The organism is Streptococcus oralis, assembly GCF_001075875.1.
GTDB classification, from domain to species: Bacteria; Bacillota; Bacilli; order Lactobacillales; family Streptococcaceae; genus Streptococcus; species Streptococcus oralis_I.
In genome coordinates this window covers 1-20736 of record NZ_JUOS01000068.1, presented here as the reverse complement: position 1 = coordinate 20736, position 20736 = coordinate 1, and the positions used below count along the sequence as shown (strand labels likewise).

At 36.3% G+C, this 20736-nt stretch carries 20 protein-coding genes and 1 other annotated feature; of the genes, 6 read left to right on the top strand and 14 right to left on the bottom strand.

Annotated features, from left to right (window positions below; genetic code table 11):
• Window positions 1–149 precede the first annotated feature (149 nt).
• The 6 genes from ADM33_RS04045 to rplJ form a co-directional block, all read right to left on the bottom strand.
• The gene (locus tag ADM33_RS04045) at window positions 150–407 is read right to left on the bottom strand and encodes a DUF896 family protein (RefSeq protein WP_000187071.1); all 258 of its coding nucleotides are present in this window, start codon (window positions 405–407) and stop codon (window positions 150–152) included.
• A 27-nt stretch (window positions 408–434) separates the two neighbouring features.
• A complete protein-coding gene (glyS, locus tag ADM33_RS04040; RefSeq protein WP_049503275.1) occupies window positions 435–2471 on the bottom strand; it encodes a glycine--tRNA ligase subunit beta in 2037 nt (678 codons plus the stop codon).
• Between the two features lie 281 nt (window positions 2472–2752).
• Window positions 2753–3670, bottom strand: a complete 918-nt coding sequence (gene glyQ / locus ADM33_RS04035; protein WP_000038760.1) for a glycine--tRNA ligase subunit alpha — start codon at window positions 3668–3670, stop codon at window positions 2753–2755.
• Between the two features lie 334 nt (window positions 3671–4004).
• Complete coding sequence (locus ADM33_RS04030; RefSeq protein WP_049503274.1) at window positions 4005–4571, bottom strand: hypothetical protein; 567 nt, start codon at window positions 4569–4571, stop codon at window positions 4005–4007.
• A gap of 370 nt (window positions 4572–4941) precedes the next feature.
• Complete coding sequence (gene rplL, locus ADM33_RS04025) at window positions 4942–5307, bottom strand: 50S ribosomal protein L7/L12 (protein WP_001196968.1); 366 nt, start codon at window positions 5305–5307, stop codon at window positions 4942–4944.
• Window positions 5308–5383: 76 nt separating this feature from the next.
• Entirely contained in the window at window positions 5384–5884 is a 501-nt protein-coding gene (gene rplJ, locus ADM33_RS04020; protein ID WP_049503273.1) for a 50S ribosomal protein L10, read from the bottom strand.
• Between the two features lie 38 nt (window positions 5885–5922).
• Window positions 5923–6058 (bottom strand) — a sequence feature (ribosomal protein L10 leader region).
• Between the two features lie 186 nt (window positions 6059–6244).
• Here rplJ and ADM33_RS04015 point away from each other — a divergent pair.
• The gene (locus tag ADM33_RS04015; protein WP_049503272.1) at window positions 6245–6772 is read left to right on the top strand and encodes a hypothetical protein; all 528 of its coding nucleotides are present in this window, start codon (window positions 6245–6247) and stop codon (window positions 6770–6772) included.
• A 10-nt stretch (window positions 6773–6782) separates the two neighbouring features.
• A complete protein-coding gene (locus ADM33_RS04010) occupies window positions 6783–7298 on the top strand; it encodes a transcription repressor NadR (RefSeq protein WP_049503271.1) in 516 nt (171 codons plus the stop codon).
• Here the strand turns inward: ADM33_RS04010 and ADM33_RS04005 are convergent.
• From ADM33_RS04005 to ADM33_RS03965, 8 genes are all read right to left on the bottom strand, one after another.
• Window positions 7295–7762: an 8-oxo-dGTP diphosphatase gene (locus ADM33_RS04005; RefSeq protein ID WP_049503270.1), complete on the bottom strand. Its 468-nt coding sequence runs from the start codon at window positions 7760–7762 to the stop codon at window positions 7295–7297. The genes ADM33_RS04010 and ADM33_RS04005 overlap by 4 nt on opposite strands.
• Window positions 7763–7784: 22 nt before the next feature.
• Window positions 7785–8219 carry a hypothetical protein gene (locus ADM33_RS04000; protein WP_049503269.1) on the bottom strand — a complete coding sequence of 145 codons (435 nt, stop codon included), beginning with the start codon at window positions 8217–8219 and terminating at the stop codon, window positions 7785–7787.
• A 489-nt stretch (window positions 8220–8708) separates the two neighbouring features.
• Entirely contained in the window at window positions 8709–9248 is a 540-nt protein-coding gene (locus ADM33_RS11710) for a hypothetical protein (RefSeq protein WP_239684813.1), read from the bottom strand.
• Between the two features lie 66 nt (window positions 9249–9314).
• Window positions 9315–11093 carry a DUF2971 domain-containing protein gene (locus tag ADM33_RS03985; RefSeq protein ID WP_053092711.1) on the bottom strand — a complete coding sequence of 593 codons (1779 nt, stop codon included), beginning with the start codon at window positions 11091–11093 and terminating at the stop codon, window positions 9315–9317.
• A gap of 14 nt (window positions 11094–11107) precedes the next feature.
• Window positions 11108–13096 carry an excinuclease ABC subunit UvrB gene (gene uvrB, locus ADM33_RS03980; RefSeq protein ID WP_049503267.1) on the bottom strand — a complete coding sequence of 663 codons (1989 nt, stop codon included), beginning with the start codon at window positions 13094–13096 and terminating at the stop codon, window positions 11108–11110.
• A gap of 299 nt (window positions 13097–13395) precedes the next feature.
• Window positions 13396–14085 carry a hypothetical protein gene (locus ADM33_RS03975; RefSeq protein ID WP_049503266.1) on the bottom strand — a complete coding sequence of 230 codons (690 nt, stop codon included), beginning with the start codon at window positions 14083–14085 and terminating at the stop codon, window positions 13396–13398.
• On the bottom strand, window positions 14069–14878 hold the full coding sequence (locus ADM33_RS03970) for a hypothetical protein (RefSeq protein WP_049503265.1): 810 nt from the start codon (window positions 14876–14878) through the stop codon (window positions 14069–14071). The genes ADM33_RS03975 and ADM33_RS03970 overlap by 17 nt, the downstream gene beginning before the upstream one ends.
• 1 nt (window position 14879) lies before the next feature.
• Window positions 14880–15590: an ABC transporter ATP-binding protein gene (locus ADM33_RS03965; protein ID WP_049503264.1), complete on the bottom strand. Its 711-nt coding sequence runs from the start codon at window positions 15588–15590 to the stop codon at window positions 14880–14882.
• A 169-nt stretch (window positions 15591–15759) separates the two neighbouring features.
• Here ADM33_RS03965 and ADM33_RS03960 point away from each other — a divergent pair, with 169 nt between their 5' ends.
• From ADM33_RS03960 to ADM33_RS03945, 4 genes are all read left to right on the top strand, one after another.
• A complete protein-coding gene (locus ADM33_RS03960) occupies window positions 15760–16431 on the top strand; it encodes a response regulator transcription factor (RefSeq protein WP_049503263.1) in 672 nt (223 codons plus the stop codon).
• On the top strand, window positions 16416–17489 hold the full coding sequence (locus tag ADM33_RS03955; protein ID WP_049503262.1) for a sensor histidine kinase: 1074 nt from the start codon (window positions 16416–16418) through the stop codon (window positions 17487–17489). The genes ADM33_RS03960 and ADM33_RS03955 overlap by 16 nt, the downstream gene beginning before the upstream one ends.
• A gap of 167 nt (window positions 17490–17656) precedes the next feature.
• Entirely contained in the window at window positions 17657–19831 is a 2175-nt protein-coding gene (locus ADM33_RS03950; protein WP_049503261.1) for an ABC transporter substrate-binding protein/permease, read from the top strand.
• Window positions 19831–20571 (top strand): amino acid ABC transporter ATP-binding protein, encoded by a 741-nt coding sequence (locus tag ADM33_RS03945; protein ID WP_049503260.1) that lies wholly within the window; start codon window positions 19831–19833, stop codon window positions 20569–20571. Before ADM33_RS03950 ends, ADM33_RS03945 begins: the two co-directional genes overlap by 1 nt.
• Window positions 20572–20736: the final 165 nt, after the last annotated feature.

Sequence of the window (20736 nt, the reverse complement as noted above, 5' to 3'; positions counted from 1 at the left end):
GTAACATATATACGGCAAGGTGAAGCTGACGTGGTTTGAAGAGATTTTCGAAGAGTATAAAATTTAATACTAAAGGAACCTCTTTAGGTTCCCTTTTTAAAACAAAAACTCGGTTAGTTTTCCCTAACCGAGTTTTCTATATCTCAGAATTATGAATTTGGATCGTCAAGACTACGACCATGTAAGCCTTTTTCCCGTTGTACCTGACGAAGTTTTTCAGGAGTCACATCATTTCCATCTTCATCTACAATTTTGATTCCTTCAATGTGATGACGAACAGAACGACGATAGCCTTCGATATATTCCTCACGAAGTTTAGCTTGTTCTACTTTTTCTTCCGCAGTCAACCCTTCTGTTTTTTTCTTTTTAGCAAGCTCATTAATACGAGCAATTTTTTCTGGTGTCATATTAGAACCTCCAATTATTTTTTAATTTTATTTTGTATTGAGAAGATTGAAAGCAGCCACTGTTTTTGCTTTATTTACAAGTTCAGCAAGGATAGCTAAACGGTTATTCTTCACATCAACATCATCTGCCATAACCATTGTATTATCAAAGAAAGCATCAATTACAGGACTAAGAGCAAATAGTTGCGTTAATTTATCACTAGCTGAACCTTGCAATTCAAGACTTTCTACTGCTTGAGCAAGTTCTTTTTCTTGTTCATTTTCAAAAAGACTTGCATCGACTTTAACCAAACCATTTGCTTTTTCAGCTAAATTAAAGGCACGAGATAGAGACTCAACTGATGATTTGTAATCTTCAGTATTTGCAGCTTCGCTTAAAGCTTCTGCAGCTTCAATCATATCAGAAACAACAAAATTCGAACTTGCGAGAACAGCTTCTTTGATATCTTTTGCAGTAGAACCCATCATCTTATCAACACGAGCTTTAATGAAGTTAAGCACTTCTTCTTGATTATCGTAAGTTAGACTTTCAAATGATAGGGAATACAGGCTAGCAATCAATTCGTCCATTGGAATGTTCCAACCGAAGTCTTCCAAGATACGGACAATCCCTTGTGTTGCACGACGAAGAGCATAAGGGTCGTTTGAACCAGATGGAATCAAGCCAACAGAGAAGAAAGATAAGAGAGTATCTAATTTATCAGCTAGTGCAAGGATAGCTCCAACTTTAGACTCAGGAAGAGCACCATCTGCAGAATCTGGAAGGTAGTGTTCACGAATAGCTTGTGCTACTGCTGCATTCTCACCAGCGAGAAGAGCATATTTCTCACCCATGATCCCTTGAAGCTCATCAAATTCACCAACCATACCAGTCAAGAGGTCAAACTTATAAATGGCTGCAGCACGAGCAAGGTCAACAGTTTCATCAACTGATAAACCTGCTTTTTCTGCCAAAAGTATAGCAATTTGCCCTGTACGAATCATGTGCTCACGAAGTGAACCAATCTTTTCATGGAAGGTTACGTGTGATAATTTAGCTACAAGATCTTCAATCTTGAGTTTTTGGTCTTCACGCCAGAAGAATTCACCATCTTCAAGACGTGCTACCAAGACTTTCTCATTTCCTCGGATAACATTATCCAAATACTCTGCATTTCCGTTACGAACAGAAATAAAGTTTGGTTTTAGATTTCCATCAAGGTCACGAACTACAAAGTAGCGTTGATGAGTTTCCATTGAAGTGACCAAAACTTCTTCTGGAACCTCTAGGTACTTAGGATCAAAATTCCCCATGAAGGCAGTTGGGTATTCAACCAAATTCAGAACTTCATTCAAGAGTCCTTCATCAATTTGTACCTGAACACCTTCTGTAGCTTCGATAGCCTTAATTTGCTCACGAATCATATTTTCGCGTTCAATGCTATCTGCAATAACATAAACTTTGCGCAGGTCTTCTTCATAGCTGTCAGCATGCTGAATTTCTACTTCGTGACCAAGGAAACGATGTCCACGGCTAACTCTTCCTGAATGAATATCTAAGAAATCCATATCGAGTGCCACATCATCCAAAAGAACTGTCAACGTATGGACTGGACGGATATATTCAAAGGTATTGTTTGCCCAGTGCATACTTACTGGGAAGCTTAAGCTAGCCAATACTTCTGGAATTCCAGCCAAAACTTCCTCAGCTGGTTTTCCAGCTTCATGCTTAGTTACGTAGACATATTCTTCACCTTTGATTTCACGGAATTCGATATCATCTACAGTCAAGCCTTTACCACGGACAAACCCTTGCGCTGCTTTAGAGAAATTTCCTTCTGCATCCAAAGCAATTTTTTTAGAAGGTCCTTTAAAATCTTCAGTCAAATCCGTTTGTTGGTCTGCCAAGCCAAGTACGCGAACAGCCAAACGACGTGGAGTTGAAAAAGTTTGAATTCCTTCGTATGAAAGGCGGTTATTATCCAAAAAGGCTACCATTTTTTCACCTAGTTGTTTTTCACTTGGTGTGACAACGTAGGCTGGTAACTCTTCGAGTCCTAGTTCTACTAATAAGTTTTTTGCCATGTTTTTTCCTTTACAAAATTTCTTCTTTTTGATAGGCACCTTAGGTACTGGGGACGTTGCTAACTAACTTTGTGAGTCTGTGGGGAAATCTTCTGTCTTCTTGACAAAGTTTTCCAACAGTCTCATCAAAGTGGATTTAGTCAACTGATTTTTGAACCTAAAGTTTCAAAAATCCCCAGATATCAGTACGGCGGTGCCTATCCCTTTAGCAAGTCTTCGACTTGCCTCTGAGTGCCATACGGGCTCACTTTGTTCGCCCTTTTTCTATCCTTGTAACTTTTTTATTCTTCCTCTTCTGCTAGGAGTTTGGCGCGTGTGGCTTCGTCAAGAAGTGGGTAGCCGAGTTTTTTGCGTTCTGCTACGAAGGTTTTGGCTACTACACGGGCCAAGTTACGGATACGAGCAATATATCCAGCACGTTCTGTAACTGACACAGCTCCACGAGCGTCAAGCAAGTTGAAGGTATGTGAACATTTCAAAACGTAGTCGTAGGCTGGATGCACAAGACCTAGTTCTAATGCACGTCCAGCTTCTTTTTCAAATTTTTCGAAGTTTTCAAGAAGCATGTCTTGATCTGAAACTTCAAAGCTGTATTTTGAGTGTTCGTATTCTGGTTGAAGGAAGATTTCTCCATATTTAACTCCTGGAGCCCACTCGATATCGTAAACTGAGTCTACCTCTTGGATATAAGAAGCTAAACGTTCTAAACCATAAGTAACCTCAGCTGTAACAGGACCAGTTGCCAAGCCACCGACTTGTTGGAAGTAAGTGAACTGAGTGATTTCCATACCGTCAAGCCACACTTCCCAACCAAGACCTGCAGATCCAGTGGATGGGTTTTCCCAGTTATCTTCAACGAAGCGGATATCGTGTTCCAATGGGTTGATGCCCAATTTTTCCAAAGACTCAAGGTAGAGCTCCTGGATGTTTGATGGAGATGGTTTCATGACCACTTGGAATTGGTGGTGTTGGTAAAGACGGTTAGGATTTTCCCCGTAACGACCGTCAGCTGGACGACGTGATGGCTCTACATAAGCAGCATTCCATGGCTCAGGTCCGATAGCACGAAGGAAGGTGTAAGGACTCATAGTTCCCGCACCTTTTTCGTTATCATAAGCCTGCATAAGCATACAACCCTGATCATTCCAGTATTGTTGCAAAGTAAGGATAATTTCCTGGAAAGTCAATTTTTTAGACATTATTTACTCCTTTATTATAAATTCTTGCGACCTAGAATACAAAAAGAACCGTGTCTTTGCTCCTAAGTCAAGTGACCTAGGGGCGTCAGAAACGCGGTTCCACCCTAATTTATTACTTCATTATTTTTTAAAATTTACCAAAAGCGCCACACTTATCTCTCAACCACCTGACTCTCACTATCTCAGGCTCGCTTAGGATTTACCAATAAGATATTCTTTCTTGCGTCTATTATATCAAAAAGTAATTAAGAAGTAAAATTTTTTATAAGGAATCTTTACTAAAACATTTAAAATTGCACAAGGTATTGTTTAAGAAATATGCTAAAAACCTCAATCAAAACGATCGAGGTTTTTTTGAAGCTTCATCTTCTATCAAAACTTCTTCTTCCATAGCATTTTTTATTTTTTTGCCCAAAGATAATAACGTTTCTACATCAGAGGGTTTGCTTGTCCCGAGAGGATTCCAAGTAGAAGATGATAAATTTTCATATTCCTTAGACCGAACTCGAAATTTAATGTTATCCCCCTTGGTGCCTATGTCTACATTTAAGGCTCTCGCCCCCAGTTTAGGCTCCTTATTTTTTATCCTACAGAAAATAACTTCTCCTGATACAATCTCCTTTCCATCACACCAAATCCTAATATTTCTTCCAGATAATTCTACGACAAAATTCTTCACTAGACTACCTTGTATTTTTTTAATTAAAAGAAAACTAATACCAAAAAATACTAATACTATCGTATAAAGAAAAAGAGGTTGTGATTTAAAAAAATCATTCAGTTTTAAATAGAATATTGCCAACTGTATTCCCAATACAGGAAGCATGAGGAACATGGGAAAAAGGATACCAATTATTATATCTGATTTTGCTGTTGTCGCTGTAAATTCATATCTTTCCATCAATATCACCTTTATAACATTTCCTTTTTATAGGACATTAATCCCATACTAAGACGGATGCATCAGGGAGTTCAATCTCCCTTTCCCATAGCAAAGATAAATTTTGAACTATTCTAAGGATATTGTACCACTATTCTGCAAAAAATACCTTAGCAAACATAATCTCCTTCCACAGATACATCATCGCTTTATCGAGCGTTGGAGTTTGATTGACATGGTTCTCTAATCAAACTCCAGAACTTTATGATGAAAATCTTATGGAACAACTGGAGACACTTTATAAATTTTCTCTTTTCAATTATAAAGAAAACCGCTAATCCTAAGAATAGCGGTTTAATCATGTTTTTAAGCTACAAATGTAGTCGCTCTATTATTTAAGAGTAACTGAAGCTCCAGCTTCTTCCAATTTAGCTTTGATTTCTTCAGCTTCTGCAGCTGCAACGCCTTCTTTGATGACACCTGGTGCACCATCAACAAGTTCTTTAGCTTCTTTAAGACCAAGACCTGTGATTTCACGTACAACTTTGATAACGCCGACTTTCTTGTCGCCTGCAGCTGTCAATTCAACGTCAAATGAATCTTTAGCAGCTTCTTCAGCACCACCAGCAGCAGCTACAGCTACAGGAGCAGCTGCAGTTACACCAAATTCTTCTTCGATAGCTTTTACAAGGTCGTTCAATTCAAGGATTGAAGCTTCTTTAATTTCAGCAATAATGTTTTCAATGTTCAATGCCATTGTTATTTCCTCCAAATAAGTTTTAAAATTAGTTTTTTATTTTTTTCGTAGCTAGGCTACGCTGCGTAGCTTAAGATTAAGCTGCGTCTTCTTTGCTTTCTGCAACCGCTTTGACTGCAAGAGCAACGTTGCGCACTGGCGCTTGAAGTACAGAAAGGAGCATAGAAAGAAGTCCTTCGCGGTTTGGAAGAGTTGCAAGAGCAACGATCTCTTCTTTTGATGCGACAGCGCCTTCGATTGCACCACCCTTGATTTCAAGTGCGTCAGCAGTTTTAGCAAAGTCGTTCAAGATTTTCGCTGGTGCGATAACATCTTCGTTAGAAAATGCTACAGCAGATGGTCCAACAAAAACAGATGCCAATTCTCCAAGTCCAGCTTGTTCAGCTGCACGACGTAAGATTGAGTTTTTGATAACTTTGTACTCAACTTCGCTTCCACGAAGCTCACGACGAAGAACTGTATCTTGTTCAACTGTCAAACCACGAGCGTCTACAACGACGATTGATGCAGCAGCTTTCATTTTCTCAGCTACTACGTCAACTAGTTCCGCTTTTTTAGCAATAATTGCTTCACTCATTAGTGTGTTCACCTCCGTAATTATTTTGCTTGGGGAATTTTTCCAAAAGAAAAACGCGCCCAAACCTAGACACGAAAGTACAATACGCTTCTTTTTAAATGATACGTTTTGTCCTCGGTAGGATATTTATGAGTCGAGCTCCCCTACTGTCTTAGGCAGTTTTTTCAAACCGTTTATAAGTATACCACACTACTTTGATTAGTGCAAGAGTTTTTTCTTATTTTTTTAAAATTTTATTGATTCTTTTTAGCATTCTTTTTCCTCATTTAAAAAATCTTCTCTAAAATCAATTTTGCTTCTTGACTTGCTTGATTTTTTATTGTACTATACAACTGTATATACAGATAAAAAGGAGTTATTATGAATACACAAAAGAAAACACAATTCATGACCTTGACCGCATTACTGACAGCTATCGCTATTTTGATTCCTTTGGTGATGCCCTTTAAAATTGTCATTCCTCCCGCTTCCTACACTCTAGGAAGTCACGTTGCTATTTTTATCGCTATGTTTATTTCTCCCTGGATGGCTATCTTTGTCATTATAGCTTCTAGTTTAGGATTTCTCATGGCTGGATATCCGATTGTTATCGTACTTCGTGCATTTTCCCATATCTTTTTTGGAAGTCTGGGTGCTTTCTATCTTCAAAAACATCCTCAAACCTTGGACAATAAGAAATCTTCATTGATTTTTAACTTTGTACTTGGCTTGGTTCATGCTATTGCTGAGGTTTTTGCATGTATTATCTTTTATGCAGGAACTGGAACCAATGTAGAAAATATGTTTTATGTCCTATTTGTCCTGGTTGGTATTGGTACAATTATTCATAGTATGGTAGACTATTACTTAGCCTTAGCTGTTTATAAAGCATTAAAAAAACGCCATTAAGAAAGAGACTATGACAAAAAATAGAAAAGAAACCCTTTTACAACTCTTAAAAGAAGCTCAAAAACCTCTAAACGGAAAAAGCTTAGCAGACCGTTTTCATGTAACTCGCCAGATTATTGTTCAGGACATTGCTGTTCTTCGTGCAGACGGTGCTCCTATCTTATCAACCAATCGTGGCTATATTTATAAAGAAAGCAAAACCAATCCGTATGTTCACAAGCTGTTTAAAGTAAAGCACGAGATGGAAGAAATCGGACAAGAACTTCTAGCTATCGTCGATAATGGGGGACGTGTTCAGAATACCTTGATTGATCATCCAGTTTATGGAGAAATTGAAACCTTGCTCAAACTCTCTTGTCGCCGTGACGTTCAGCATTTTTTAGAGCAAGTTGAACGGTCTGACTTTAGACCACTTTCTGAATTAACAGATGGCGTTCATTATCACCTAGTCGAAGCTGAAAACGAACAAGACCTCCTCTATATCGAGAAGGCCCTGGACAAGTTAGGTTATTTAGTAAAGGATTAGAAGGTTTTCTTTTCCCATCCATCTTCTGTACGGTGACGGTAGAAAAATTCTGACTTATCAGGAGCTTCCATCATCTCCATCAAAGGTAACATATCATAGGCCAGATCCAAGTTGGGAATCTGGTCTTTTTGTATCCAAGAAACTTCTCCTTCATCTGAAGAGCGAAGAGTACCAGAGAACTCAGTCGCCTTATAACAAAAGACAATATAGCGTTCACCCGAATCTAAAGGCCAATTTTTAATGCCGACCAGTTGAGGATTTTTAATCGTCAGACCTGTTTCCTCGTATATTTCACGAATAACAGATTCTGCAAAAGCCTCTCCATTTTCAACATGTCCCCCTGGGAAGGCATAACCAGACCAGCGATTGGTTTCAGGAGTGCGGTACTGCATAACCACGCGCTGAGTTTCGAGGTCTTCAATCAGACAAATGTTTGTTAAAATCGTTAATTGGGAACGGGACATAAATTTACTCGCTTTCTAATGTTTAATTTTTTTCTACATACTTAACTTTAGATTTCATAATCAAAGGATTAACTAAGTCATGATATTCATGAATTTCATGGAGTAAGAATCCTCTGATGATTCTGATTTCCTTATCTTTACTATTCATCTGATAATCTATATTGATAGGCATAGACGAATCTGGAACCACAGATAAAACAAAGAAAATCACAAACCAGATTATGAGAGCAAAGAATCCGCTGAGAGCTTGAAAAATCAAATGATGCCATTGAAAGATTCTTGTTTTATAAAAGATGGTCCATGGATGGATAAATAGGGTTAAACAGAGACCAAAAAACCAGATATTCCACAAAACTGGGGTAAAAGCTAAGCCAAACAATCCTAAGATAAAATGAATCAAGGCGAATACCAGGAACAGAAGGTAAATTACCCTAAATATAGTTAGATGTTTTATCATGATTGACTCCTTTTCTTTTCAATATACTTCATTACTAGAGTTATAATAGATGCCAAACTGAAAAAGATCAGATAAGTTGCAATTGGAAACCAGATGTAGCGGTGATCTAGGGATAAGAGAGAAGGCAAAACTTTGTGAGTCCGTGTTCTAATTCTCATTGTCAAGTGAATTATAAAAAAGAAACTATTGATATAAAGAAACGGTTCCAGATAATCTTTAAAATTTTTCTTAGTTGAACAAATTTCTCGCAAATAATAAGCGTACATCCTACCGAATATAAAGAATATATTAAGAAAAAGCGGAAACATGTAGTCCATATGTTTATAATGACTTGGAAGGGGGATAAACTGACTTAAAACAATACTTACTATCCCTACTAAGACTAGGTAAACTGTAAAATCCACTAAGAAGGCCAATAGCTTGTGAGATTCTAACCACAGATTGAATTTCTCTACCCTGGATAATTTCTTTTTCCTTTTTAATTTTCTTTTATGATTTTTCATTTGAATGAATTTTCCCCATTTCCTTTTGTCCTCTTTTCTTTTCAATATAATTCATTACTAGAGTTATAATAGATGCCAAACTGAAAAAGATCAGATAAGTTGCAATAGGAAACCAGATGTAGCGGTGGTCTAGGGATAATAGAGAAGGCAAAATTCCTTTACTATTTTTCCCACCAATCCCAATAAAGAGATGAACTATTAAACCGATACTATTAAGATAGATAAATAAATCTGCATATCTTTTTATCGTCATTCTTGTCCTAGTCAAGTCTAGGAACCAATAGTCAAATAATCGATACACCAGACAGAAAATATTTATATATATTGGAAAACTATAGTTGATATCTCTGTAGGGCAACGGAATAGGAAGGTTTTCGAAAATTAGATTCAGACCTAGTCCTATTGCTAGGATAAGACCAAGGACCAGGAAGAATCCTAATAATTTATGAGAATCCATCCAAAGCCGAAAACTTTCTTTCCTTGGGCGATTCTTTTTTGTATTTGAATTTCTTTGATTATTATTCATTTTTTACTCAAGAGTGGAATTACTCATCCTTCAACAAAATTTTTAAAAAAATGTTAATCTCTAAACTCAACGATAAGGGATCTTTGAACTTTCTATCTCTATATCAGGATCAACAAGTTTCAAGTATGGAGCTATGTAGTCTGGATCATCCACTTTTGGTCCCAATTTTACTTTCGAATATCTTAAAGGCAAAAGATTAATATATACGAACAATCCATAGCGCCCATCATCCATAGGAGTTAAGTGAATGTATTTTCTAAAATCTTCATAGCCAGATTCTTTAAACTTTTTTAAACCTATTTTATGTTCATATGGCTGTCTAGTCGATATTCGTTCCTTTATAAGGGAATCATCAAAATTGATTAAAATACGATACTCACTTTCATATTCATAGTCTGCTACCTTAAAAAGATAAGATATTTTCGCTAAATTACTAGAAATCTCCGAAACTATCTTTCTCTCACCCTTATTCAGCAATTCTGTAATAATTATTTTTAAACTGTGAAGTCTTGTCCCAACGAGAGACTCATCTTCTTTATCATTTTCTAGATAATAAATTTTTACAAATTCTAAAAAATCATGTTCGACAATATTCTGTATATACTCCATGTCATACTCTACAAATGCTCCTTGCGATTCATCTGCATATTCTTTCCACATTGGTAAACTGTCCGATACAGTAGTCAAAGAAGATAAAAATACATTAGAACTTTGATAATCTATTGAACTTCCCTCTAAACCTAAATATTCATACAAAGCTTGACCTTCCATCGGATCGTTAAGCTGCTTTGAATGCGTTAAACGTAAAAAGGGAGGCTCGAATTCTTTGTCGGATTTTGCAGACACAATTAAAAATTTAGTCAAAGTATCAATTTTTGTATAGTGACCATATTTTTCTTGTTTTTTTAAATCGTCAATATCAAGTGTTAAAGTTGCACGAATCTCATCAATCAAAGTATTCGCAACTTTTTTTAGATTTTGTTTAGAATATCCTTCCAAATCATTTGAATTTCTTATATTTATGTTCCCTAATCTCTCCCATTTTTCTAATAGCTTAAAGGCTTGCGTCTTAATGATATCCGATTTATTATATTTCATTATAGATTGAATAATATCTTCATAATAGTTATTTGTATCTAAACTATTAGAATCTATCCATGATAAATAAAATTCTATATACAAGTCTTCCGTATTATTTTTATGATACTCATTGATTGATACTAAATTCTTCAGTTTAAAATTTTCAAAAAATTCTTCACTTATAATATACTCAGCATAGGAAGATTTATTTTTATAGATACTCATAAGATTCTCACTGATATCTTCTAGTGCTAACTGCAAATTACTTGCTTTATAATCAATTTTATATAAAAGGATGAAAATTAAAGAAAGTATGAAGCCTATGATATCTTCATCAATTCCATCATCACTTGATTTTTTCATATAACTTATAGCTTCCGCGTACAAACTATCCTGTTTAAAGAAATCCTGATATACTTTTGTACCTTCAATTTTATCAAAATATTTTATAAGAGAATAAGAATACCAGAAAAAACTTTCTCTTAACAGCTTACTTTCTGGAAAATCCTTAATCTTATCTTTGAGAATTTTTTCTGATTTTTTTAACACTTCCCTATGAGTTGTTATTTCGAATAGTTGATGAAATACAAATAAAATCTCTAAAATTACTGGTAATTTTAATAAACTATCTTTGGGAGATAATTTTAAAAAGTTATTTAAAAGTTTCTTAAGTTCAGATTTTCTTTTCTCTATATCCAATTCTTTCAAACTTTTAATTAGTGAATCAGCATCAATACCTGATTTATAGTCTGATAATATTGTCATATGTCTCCCCCTTCTCAATCCAAAGCCTTCACTTCCAACATCATATCACGGATCTGAGCAGCCAATTCAAAGTCAAGCACTTCAACGGCTTCTTGCATTTGTTTTTCCAGTTTTTTGACGAGTTCTTTGCGTTCTTGTTTATTGAGGCTATTGATATCGACTTCCTTGTCTTCTTCTTTAGCCACAGTTTTTGTGACAGAGATAAGGTCACGGATTTCCTTCTTAATAGTTTGTGGGACAATGCCGTGTTCTTCATTATAGGCCATCTGAATTTTACGACGACGAGCTGTTTCATCGATGGCTTTTTGCATAGACTGAGTCATAGTATCAGCATACATAATCACGTGACCTTCACTATTACGGGCTGCACGACCGATGGTTTGGATAAGACCACGTTCGTTACGGAGGAAGCCTTCCTTATCAGCATCGAGAATGGCAACTAAACTTACTTCAGGTACGTCAATCCCTTCACGAAGGAGATTGATTCCGACCAAGACGTCAAAGACTCCTAAACGCAAATCACGGATAATCTCGGTACGCTCCAGAGTCTTGATATCTGAGTGCATGTATTTGACCTTGATGCCCATTTCCTTAAAGTAATCCGTCAAATCTTCTGCCATTTTCTTGGTCAAGGTTGTGATAAAGGTGCGTTCATTCTTTTCAACACGGGCATTGATTTCACCAAGCAAATCATCAATCTGTCCCATGGTTGGGCGCACTTCCACCTCTGGATCCAAGAGACCTGTTGGACGGATGATTTGCTCAATCACGGTGTCCGTTTGTTCCATCTCATAATCACCAGGTGTCGCTGAAACATAGACAATCTGGTGAACATGACTTTCAAACTCTTCACGACGAAGTGGGCGATTATCCAAGGCAGACGGCAAACGGAAACCGTAATTAACCAACATTTCCTTACGCGAACGGTCGCCATTGTACATTCCCTTGATTTGCCCCATGGTCATGTGGCTCTCATCAATCATAATCAAGAAATCATCAGGGAAGAAATCGAGTAATGTGTAAGGAGGCTCTCCTTCGCTCCGTCCATCCATGTGGCGTGAGTAGTTTTCAACTCCGTTTGTATAGCCCATCTCACGAAGCATCTCGATATCATACTCTGTACGCTGTTTCAAACGCTGGGCTTCAAGGAGCTTACCTTCCTTCTCAAAGATAGCTAACTGCTCCTCCAACTCAGCCTCAATCTTAGCAATAGCTACTTCCATGTGGTCATCATTAGTCACAAAGTGAGTAGCTGGGAAAATCGCCAAATGATCCACTTCGCCCAGAACTTGCCCCGTAAGAGCTTCGACTTCACGAATACGATCAATTTCATCACCGAAAAACTCAACACGAAATGCATGCTCGTCACGAGAGGCTGGGAAAATCTCCACCACATCCCCACGCACACGGAATCTTCCCCGCTGAAAATCAATGTCATTGCGTTCGAACTGAATATCAACCAAGTCATTCAAGAGTTTATCACGAGAGATCTCAAGACCCGGACGCAGACTTACGACGCTATCAGCGTATTCCTTAGGCGAACCCAAACCATAGATACAAGAAACAGATGCTACGATGATAACATCATTACGCTCCAAGAGTGCTGATGTAGCGGAGTGACGAAGTTTATCGATCTCATCGTTGACTGAACTATCTTTTTCGATGTAGGTATCGCTCGATGGAACATAAGCTTCCGGTTGGTAGTAATCATAGTAAGATACGAAGTACTCAACTGCATTTTCTGGGAAAAATTCCTTAAACTCTCCATAGAGCTGACCTGCAAGAGTTTTATTGTGGGCGATGACTAGGGTTGGTTTATTAACTTGAGCAATCACCTGGCTCATGGTATAGGTCTTTCCTGTACCAGTCGCCCCCATCAGGATTTGGGCCTTTTCTCCACCCTCAATGTTATCTACCAACTGCTCAATAGCCTGCGGTTGATCCCCAGACGGTTGGTATTTAGATACGAGTTTAAATTTGTTGTCTGTAATTCTATTGATCATCTCTTTGTCCTCACATATATAGACCTTATTTTACCATAAATCACCAGAATTCTCTGAGTTGGGGAATGAAAGGGAAATACAAGATGTAACAAAATAATCCCGTAAATCAGTACATGTTTAAATGACAATATAATTAAATAGACTCATATTAGAAGTGAAGACTAAACAAGACCCTCGATATTACTTCGAAAGTCTTGTCTTTTATTTGAGACAATGCAATACGTAATAAACATCAACGTCAATGACTTACAGAATTAGTAAAGCTTGTTCATCAGCATCATTTTTATGAGACCACTTTACTACTTAACTTCTTGATTCTTTATCAAAAGGTAAAGAGTTGCTCCAAGTGAAAACACCAATTCAAGAGCATAAACACATAGTTGCAGGTAGGAAGCTCTCCCTAGTATCGTATCCGCAACAATATTATAAAATAGATAACTAGTCATTGGTTCCACTACTCTTTCTATGAAAGGTTGTAACAAAATAGGAAATAGCAACAAAATAGCTAAACTCCCCATTGGACTTTTGAAAAAATAACTTAAAAAGTAAGAAATTAAAAAGTATTGGATGGAACCAATCAAATAGAAACTGAAAATTTCTAAACCGACACTATTTTCGATACTTAAAAAATGAAACCATATATGCAGTACAATGAAATATAAAGTTGATTGTAGTAAGACATCAAATAACTCTACGAACAGAATACTCATTGAACTTAAGATCCTTTTTCCACTCACCAAAAAAACTAATTTTGTTTCGTGTGATTGTAAGTCTACAAATGCATTAACACACCCAATAGCAGCAGAGAACATTGATGTAAAAACAAGAGCTTGCTTTAAAGATAATTCTACAATTCTACCATTGATTGTAACTGGTAACACACTCAACAAACACACAAAAACTATTAGAGGTAAGTGTAAGGCTATCTGAAACTTTACGGGTTTTAAGCTATATTTTTTGACGATAAGACTTCTAAATAGACTTGCCATTCTTCCTCCCCATTCGAATCTTTTCTACAACAATTATGAAAACTAAGAATACGACTCCTTCAACAACTAAAAGAGTAAATCCATACAATTGGCTCGTTTGAGTCCCTTCAATTCGGTCAAATGCAAATGACTTTGCTCCAATCAAAGGCAATAGATTTTCTATTTTAGAGGAAATTCCTCTTAGAATACCTGATAAGCTGATTACCAATAATAAAACGTCTGCAATTAATGCAGTCATTGATTTTTTCGTTACGATTACGAAAAGTAAAGCTAATAAAGTAAGAACGATTGAAAATATCATAACTCTTACCGTGACATCTAAAAACAAAGTAAATTCTAAATAGTTCTTTAAAGTAGAATCTAGAAAAATGAGTAAAACAACAGCATTTACTATCGAAAATATTACAGTAGAAAGTAGTGATAAGACAATCGAACTAGCAATAAAACCAGTAAGTCGAACTTTCCAGTTAGGAATTATTAACTGAGTAAAATAATCATCACCAAATTGATAATGGGTTGAATAAACAAGTGAAACCAGAATTGGCAAGAAAATAACACTTGCTTGGTAGGGTGAAGATAAGAGAGCATCCCTGACTGTATTGACTGGATTCGATGATAACATAGATGGGTCAAGGTTAACCGCCTGTCCATTTCCTTCTACTAAAGCGTTTATCACCTGAATATTTTGAAGTGTAAAAAATATGCTGACTCCCAAAATAAGAAAAAAAGTAATTTTAAAAGTAGGTAAACTACTATATTTATAAAGGTCACTAAAAAAGGAACGCTTTAACATATTATTCACCTTCTTTCCCTTCGAGCGCCTTAAAATATGCTTCCTCAAAAGATCCAAACTGTTTCAAAATGTCTTTGGTAGGACCATCAATAACAATCTTCCCATTAGAAATCCCGACCAAATGATCTACAGTTAATTCTAACTCACTCATATAATGACTTGTCATTAAGACAGTTTTACCTTCACTGACAAAAGATTGTAAAAAATTACGTACCCAGCGTATTCCTTCTGGATCGAGTCCATTGATTGGCTCATCTAAAATTAAAATGTCAGGATTTGCTAATAAGGCTGTTGCTAATCCAAGACGTTGCTTCATACCTAATGAATAGTCCTTTACTTTTTTATTTCTAGCTTCACTTAACCCCACCAAGTCTAAACATTCGTTGCACCTATTTCTGTTAACACCACAAGCCAAGCCAATCCACCGAAGATGCTGGAATCCTGTTCTTGTTGGGTAAGGTTGGCAACTGTCAAGGAATGATCCAACAACACAAAAAGGGTTATCTCCCAATTGAGAGTATTTTTTGCCATTGATCAATGCCATTCCCGTTTGACTATTTTCTAGACCGAGTAAAATTCTGATTAGAGTTGATTTCCCAGAACCATTTGGTCCAATCAATCCAGTGACCTCACCTTTCTTAGCTTTGAAAGTTACATTTTGTAGGACAATTTTATTATTATATTCCTTATGTAGATTTTGAATTGTTATCATTCATTCTTTTTCCCTTCTGACTTTTTGTGAAATTTCACCTTCACTTGGAGCAAGTATATCAGGAGAATATCAGTAAAAAATCAGAATAAATATTTTTATAATTATTTTTTCATTTCTAACAAATTACTTTCTATGTTTGCTATAATATACACAAGTAATTGGAGGGATTATGAAGTATAAAATTTTAGCAATTGACGATGATGAAAAAATCTTACGATTAATTGGAAATGCATTAGAAGCAAACAACTTTAACGTAGAAACTCGGTCAAATATAGAAGAGATCGATATTTGTGACTTTACTGGATTCGATCTGATTTTACTTGATGTCATGATGCCTATTTCTGGTTTAGAGATTTGTCGCTCCATTCGTTCACAAATTACTACTCCAATCCTGTTTCTAACCGCTAAAGATTTTGAAGAAGATTTACTAGAGGGAATACAAGCTGGAGCAGATGATTACATCACAAAACCATTTAGCATAAAAGAATTGATTGCAAGAATTCAAATGCATCTTCGCAGAGATGAAAGATTGTGCCAAACTTCTAAAAAAGAATTGATTTCAGATATAACTTTTTATCGAGATAGTCAAGAAGTTTATTATCAATCAAAGAGCATTTCTCTAACTAAGCGAGAATTTGATTTACTTTACCTTTTAGCTAAAAATGAGAACCGAATATTTAGCGCAGAGGAACTTTACGATTACCTCTATCCTGTAAGCTCTGATGTACAGCTACGTTCAATCACCGAATACATCTATCAAATCAGACAAAAATTTAAGGATCATCAAATTGATCCTATCAAAACGGTTTGGGGAGGAGGATACAAATGGCAAAAGAAATGACAATCAAACAACTCATTCAGCATACCTACCTTAAAATCATTTGGCAATTTCTTCTATGCCTTATACTTTTTTACATAGTTCCCGCTCTTCTATCTTCTGTATCTGGAATCAATGAGAAAAATGCCAATCTCTTTGCTTTATTTTTTAGCGTCAGTTCTTGGATTTATCTTTGCATCATTTTAATTCTTATCATTGTAACAAATATTCGACAATTATTAACCAAGATTCAAAAAGAAATGAACATGGTTTATCATAGTGGTCTATATTTCAACAAAAATGATCATCAGCATTTTCAGATTAAAGAATTTATTGAAACAAATGATCTGATCGAAAAAATGCAATCTGATATAAAAAATAGGATTGAAAATGAAAAAGAACAAAAAAAAGAACTCATGTTTCAAGTATCTAGCGCTGCACATGATCTTCGAACTCCTCTAACTGTCATCAGAGGAAATGCTGAATTCCTACAATCTACCAAACAAACACCCCAAGTAATGGAATGTCTAAAAGATCTGGAGCAAGCAAGTATTCAGTTAAATGAGTATTTCAACCACTTCATCCAATACTCCAAAACTTTTTATGACCATGATATTCAACTTGAAAACATATCAATTAAACAAGTAACTCATCAATTAAAGGAACATATCACACCTTTACTTCCTAGAAATACACACTTTGTTTTTACAAATACAGTAAATCCATCAACACAAATTGCAATTCATTCCAATCTATTTTTCCGAGCAATCACAAATATTATTAACAATGCCTTACAACATCAAAAAGAGAATGATGCACAAATCCACCTAACAATTTCACAAGAAAAGAGTCAATTAGTTCTAACTATATGGAATAACCAATCTAGTTTTTCAAAAAACATATTACAAAATGCTGGAAATCTTTTCTATAAAGATGACCAAGCAAGAACCCCCTCTCAAGAAAGTCACTATGGACTTGGTTTATCTTTCGTCAAGCGCGTCATGAAACTTCATAATGGAACTATGCACTTAGAAAATAGTAATCATGGTGCACAAGTCAATCTAATCATTCCCATTATATAGAACAAGCCGAACTCATCAACATGTGTTCGGCTTTTCTTCCTTTTTATATCAAAAAATCAGTATCATAAGATTTTTATGTCACATCTTCTTACATAAAAACACTAAATATTTGCCAACTTTTTTAGTTTCTGCTATAATGGGTAAATATTCTAAAAAGGAGACTAAACATGAAGAAAAAAATCCTTGCATTTTTATTATTTTTATTTCCCTTATTCTCTCTAGGCTATGCTAATGCGGACACTATCAAGATTGTTAGTGATACTGCTTATGCACCCTTTGAGTTTAAAGATACAGACCAGACTTATAAAGGAATTGATGTTGACATCATCAATAAAGTCGCTGAGATAAAAGGATGGAATATCCAAATGTCTTATCCAGGCTTTGATGCTGCTGTCAATGCAGTCCAAGCAGGACAAGCAGATGCGATTATGGCTGGTATGACAAAAACCAAAGAACGTGAAAACGTCTTTACCATGTCTGATACTTACTATGATACAAAAGTTGTCATCGCAACGACTAAGTCTAACAAAATCACTAAGTATGAAGAACTCAGTGGTAAAACTGTTGGTGTTAAAAACGGTACTGCAGCACAACGTTTCCTAGAAAGCATCAAAGATAAATATGGTTTCACTATCAAAACCTTTGATACTGGCGATTTGATGAATAACAGTCTCAGTACAGGTGCTGTAAATGCCATCATGGATGACAAACCAGTTATCGAGTACGCTATTAACCAAGGGCAAGATCTCAGTATCAACATGGACGGAGAAGCCGTTGGAAGCTTTGCTTTCGGTGTTAAAAAAGGCAGCAAGTACGAATACCTAGTTACAGAATTTAACGAAGCTTTAGCTCAGATGAAAAAAGATGGTAGCTTGGACAAAATTATCAATAAATGGACAAACTCTTCTAAAACTAGTTCACAAGTGACTTCTCTCACTTCTACTACAAGCGCAGGTCAAAAAGCTACTCCAGTTAAATCAAAATACGTTATCGCTAGTGATTCTTCATTTGCACCATTTGTCTTCCAGAACTCAAGCAACCAGTACACTGGTATTGATATGGACTTAATCAAGGCCATTGCCAAAGATCAAGGTTTTGAAATCGAAATCACTAACCCAGGATTTGACGCTGCTATTAACGCAGTTCAATCTGGTCAAGCTGATGGTATGATTGCTGGTATGTCTGTTACAGACGCTCGTAAAGAAACCTTTGATTTCTCTGATTCTTACTATACAGCTAATACTATTCTTGGAGTTAAGGAATCAAGTACCATTTCTTCTTATGAAGATCTGAATGGTAAAACCGTTGGTGTTAAAAATGGTACTGCTTCTCAAACCTTCCTAACTGAAAATCAAAGCAAATATGGTTATAAAATTAAAACCTTTGCAGACGGTTCATCTATGTATGACAGCTTGAACACTGGTTCAATTGACGCTGTGATGGATGACGAACCAGTTCTTAAATACTCTATCAGTCAAGGTCAAAAATTAAAAGCACCAATTGAAGGTACTCCAATCGGTGAAACTGCTTTTGCAGTTAAAAAGGGAAGCAATCCAGAATTGATTGAAATGTTCAACAACGGTCTTGCAAATCTTAAAGCAAGTGGTGAATTCCAAAAGATTCTTGATAAATACCTTGCAACTGATTCAACAAGTGAATCATCAACTGTTGACGAAACTACTATCTGGGGCTTGTTGAAAAACAACTACAAACAACTCCTAAGTGGACTTGGAATTACCCTTTCTCTAGCTTTGATTTCCTTTGCAATTGCGATTGTTATCGGGATTATCTTTGGTATGTTCAGCGTTAGTCCTTATAAATCACTTCGTCTTATTTCAGAAATCTTTGTCGATGTGATTCGTGGTATTCCACTGATGATTCTTGCTGCCTTTATCTTCTGGGGAATTCCTAACTTTATCGAATCTCTTACAGGCCAACAGAGTCCAATCAATGACTTTGTCGCTGGTACAATCGCACTCTCCCTAAACTCAGCTGCCTACATCGCTGAAATTGTTCGTGGTGGTATTAAGGCTGTTCCTATCGGACAAATGGAAGCTAGTCGAAGCCTTGGTATCTCTTACAGTAAAACCATGCGTAAGATTGTCTTGCCACAAGCAACCAAACTCATGCTTCCAAACTTCGTCAACCAATTTGTCATCGCTCTTAAAGATACAACTATCGTATCTGCAATCGGGCTAGTAGAACTCTTCCAGACTGGTAAGATTATCATTGCTCGTAACTACCAAAGTTTCAAAATGTATGCAATTCTCGCAGTCTTCTATCTTGTGATTATCACTCTTCTTACTAGACTTGCAAAACGCTTAGAAAAGAGGATTCAATAATGGCTAAATTAAAAATCGATGTCGATAATTTACATAAACAATATGGTAAAAACAAAGTCCTTAAAGGAATCTCAGCAAAATTCTATGAAGGAGATGTTGTTTGTATCATTGGACCTTCTGGTTCAGGTAAATCAACTTTCTTGCGTAGCTTGAATCTCCTTGAGGAAGGTACAAAAGGTCATATCACGGTTAATGGTTATGATTTGACGGATAAAGCAACCAACGTGGACCATGTTCGTGAAAATGTCGGAATGGTGTTCCAGCACTTCAATCTTTTCCCACACATGACGGTATTGGAAAATATCACTTTCGCACCAGTAGAGCATAAGTTGATGACTAAGGCCGAAGCTGAAAAATTGGGAATGGAACTTCTTGAAAAAGTTGGACTCGCTGATAAGGCTAATGCAAATCCTGAAAGCCTATCAGGTGGTCAAAAACAGCGTGTGGCTATTGCTCGCGGTCTAGCCATGAACCCTGATATCATGCTCTTTGACGAACCAACTTCTGCCCTTGACCCTGAGATGGTCGGTGACGTTCTTAACGTTATGAAGGAATTGGCTGAACAAGGTATGACTATGATCATCGTAACCCACGAAATGGGATTCGCCCGCAAGGTTGCCAATCGAGTTATCTTTACTGCAGATGGTGAATTCCTTGAGGACGGTACACCTGACCAAATCTTTGATAACCCACAACATCCGCGTCTTAAAGAATTTTTAGACAAGGTTCTAAACGCCTAGAAGAGATTGGGCAAAAAGTCTTTATAATCAAAAAAACGCATTGTATCAGGTATTAAAAACTTGATATTATGCGTTTTATTGTGGGAAAATTTACTTCGGTTGCTCCTAATACTCAATGAAAATCAAAGAGCAAACTAGGAAGCTAGCCGCAGGTTGCTCAAAGCA

Bases quoted from the DNA above. Each gene is read 5' to 3' on its own strand.
- ADM33_RS04045 (WP_000187071.1), bottom strand. From the start codon at position 407: ATGACACCAGAAAAAATTGCTCGTATTAATGAGCTTGCTAAAAAGAAA.
- glyS (WP_049503275.1), bottom strand. From the start codon at position 2,471: ATGGCAAAAAACTTATTAGTAGAACTAGGACTCGAAGAGTTACCAGCC.
- glyQ (WP_000038760.1), bottom strand. From the start codon at position 3,670: ATGTCTAAAAAATTGACTTTCCAGGAAATTATCCTTACTTTGCAACAA.
- ADM33_RS04030 (WP_049503274.1), bottom strand. From the start codon at position 4,571: ATGGAAAGATATGAATTTACAGCGACAACAGCAAAATCAGATATAATA.
- rplL (WP_001196968.1), bottom strand. From the start codon at position 5,307: ATGGCATTGAACATTGAAAACATTATTGCTGAAATTAAAGAAGCTTCA.
- rplJ (WP_049503273.1), bottom strand. From the start codon at position 5,884: ATGAGTGAAGCAATTATTGCTAAAAAAGCGGAACTAGTTGACGTAGTA.
- ADM33_RS04015 (WP_049503272.1), top strand. From the start codon at position 6,245: ATGAATACACAAAAGAAAACACAATTCATGACCTTGACCGCATTACTG.
- ADM33_RS04010 (WP_049503271.1), top strand. From the start codon at position 6,783: ATGACAAAAAATAGAAAAGAAACCCTTTTACAACTCTTAAAAGAAGCT.
- ADM33_RS04005 (WP_049503270.1), bottom strand. From the start codon at position 7,762: ATGTCCCGTTCCCAATTAACGATTTTAACAAACATTTGTCTGATTGAA.
- ADM33_RS04000 (WP_049503269.1), bottom strand. From the start codon at position 8,219: ATGATAAAACATCTAACTATATTTAGGGTAATTTACCTTCTGTTCCTG.
- ADM33_RS11710 (WP_239684813.1), bottom strand. From the start codon at position 9,248: ATGAATAATAATCAAAGAAATTCAAATACAAAAAAGAATCGCCCAAGG.
- ADM33_RS03985 (WP_053092711.1), bottom strand. From the start codon at position 11,093: ATGACAATATTATCAGACTATAAATCAGGTATTGATGCTGATTCACTA.
- uvrB (WP_049503267.1), bottom strand. From the start codon at position 13,096: ATGATCAATAGAATTACAGACAACAAATTTAAACTCGTATCTAAATAC.
- ADM33_RS03975 (WP_049503266.1), bottom strand. From the start codon at position 14,085: ATGGCAAGTCTATTTAGAAGTCTTATCGTCAAAAAATATAGCTTAAAA.
- ADM33_RS03970 (WP_049503265.1), bottom strand. From the start codon at position 14,878: ATGTTAAAGCGTTCCTTTTTTAGTGACCTTTATAAATATAGTAGTTTA.
- ADM33_RS03965 (WP_049503264.1), bottom strand. From the start codon at position 15,590: ATGATAACAATTCAAAATCTACATAAGGAATATAATAATAAAATTGTC.
- ADM33_RS03960 (WP_049503263.1), top strand. From the start codon at position 15,760: ATGAAGTATAAAATTTTAGCAATTGACGATGATGAAAAAATCTTACGA.
- ADM33_RS03955 (WP_049503262.1), top strand. From the start codon at position 16,416: ATGGCAAAAGAAATGACAATCAAACAACTCATTCAGCATACCTACCTT.
- ADM33_RS03950 (WP_049503261.1), top strand. From the start codon at position 17,657: ATGAAGAAAAAAATCCTTGCATTTTTATTATTTTTATTTCCCTTATTC.
- ADM33_RS03945 (WP_049503260.1), top strand. From the start codon at position 19,831: ATGGCTAAATTAAAAATCGATGTCGATAATTTACATAAACAATATGGT.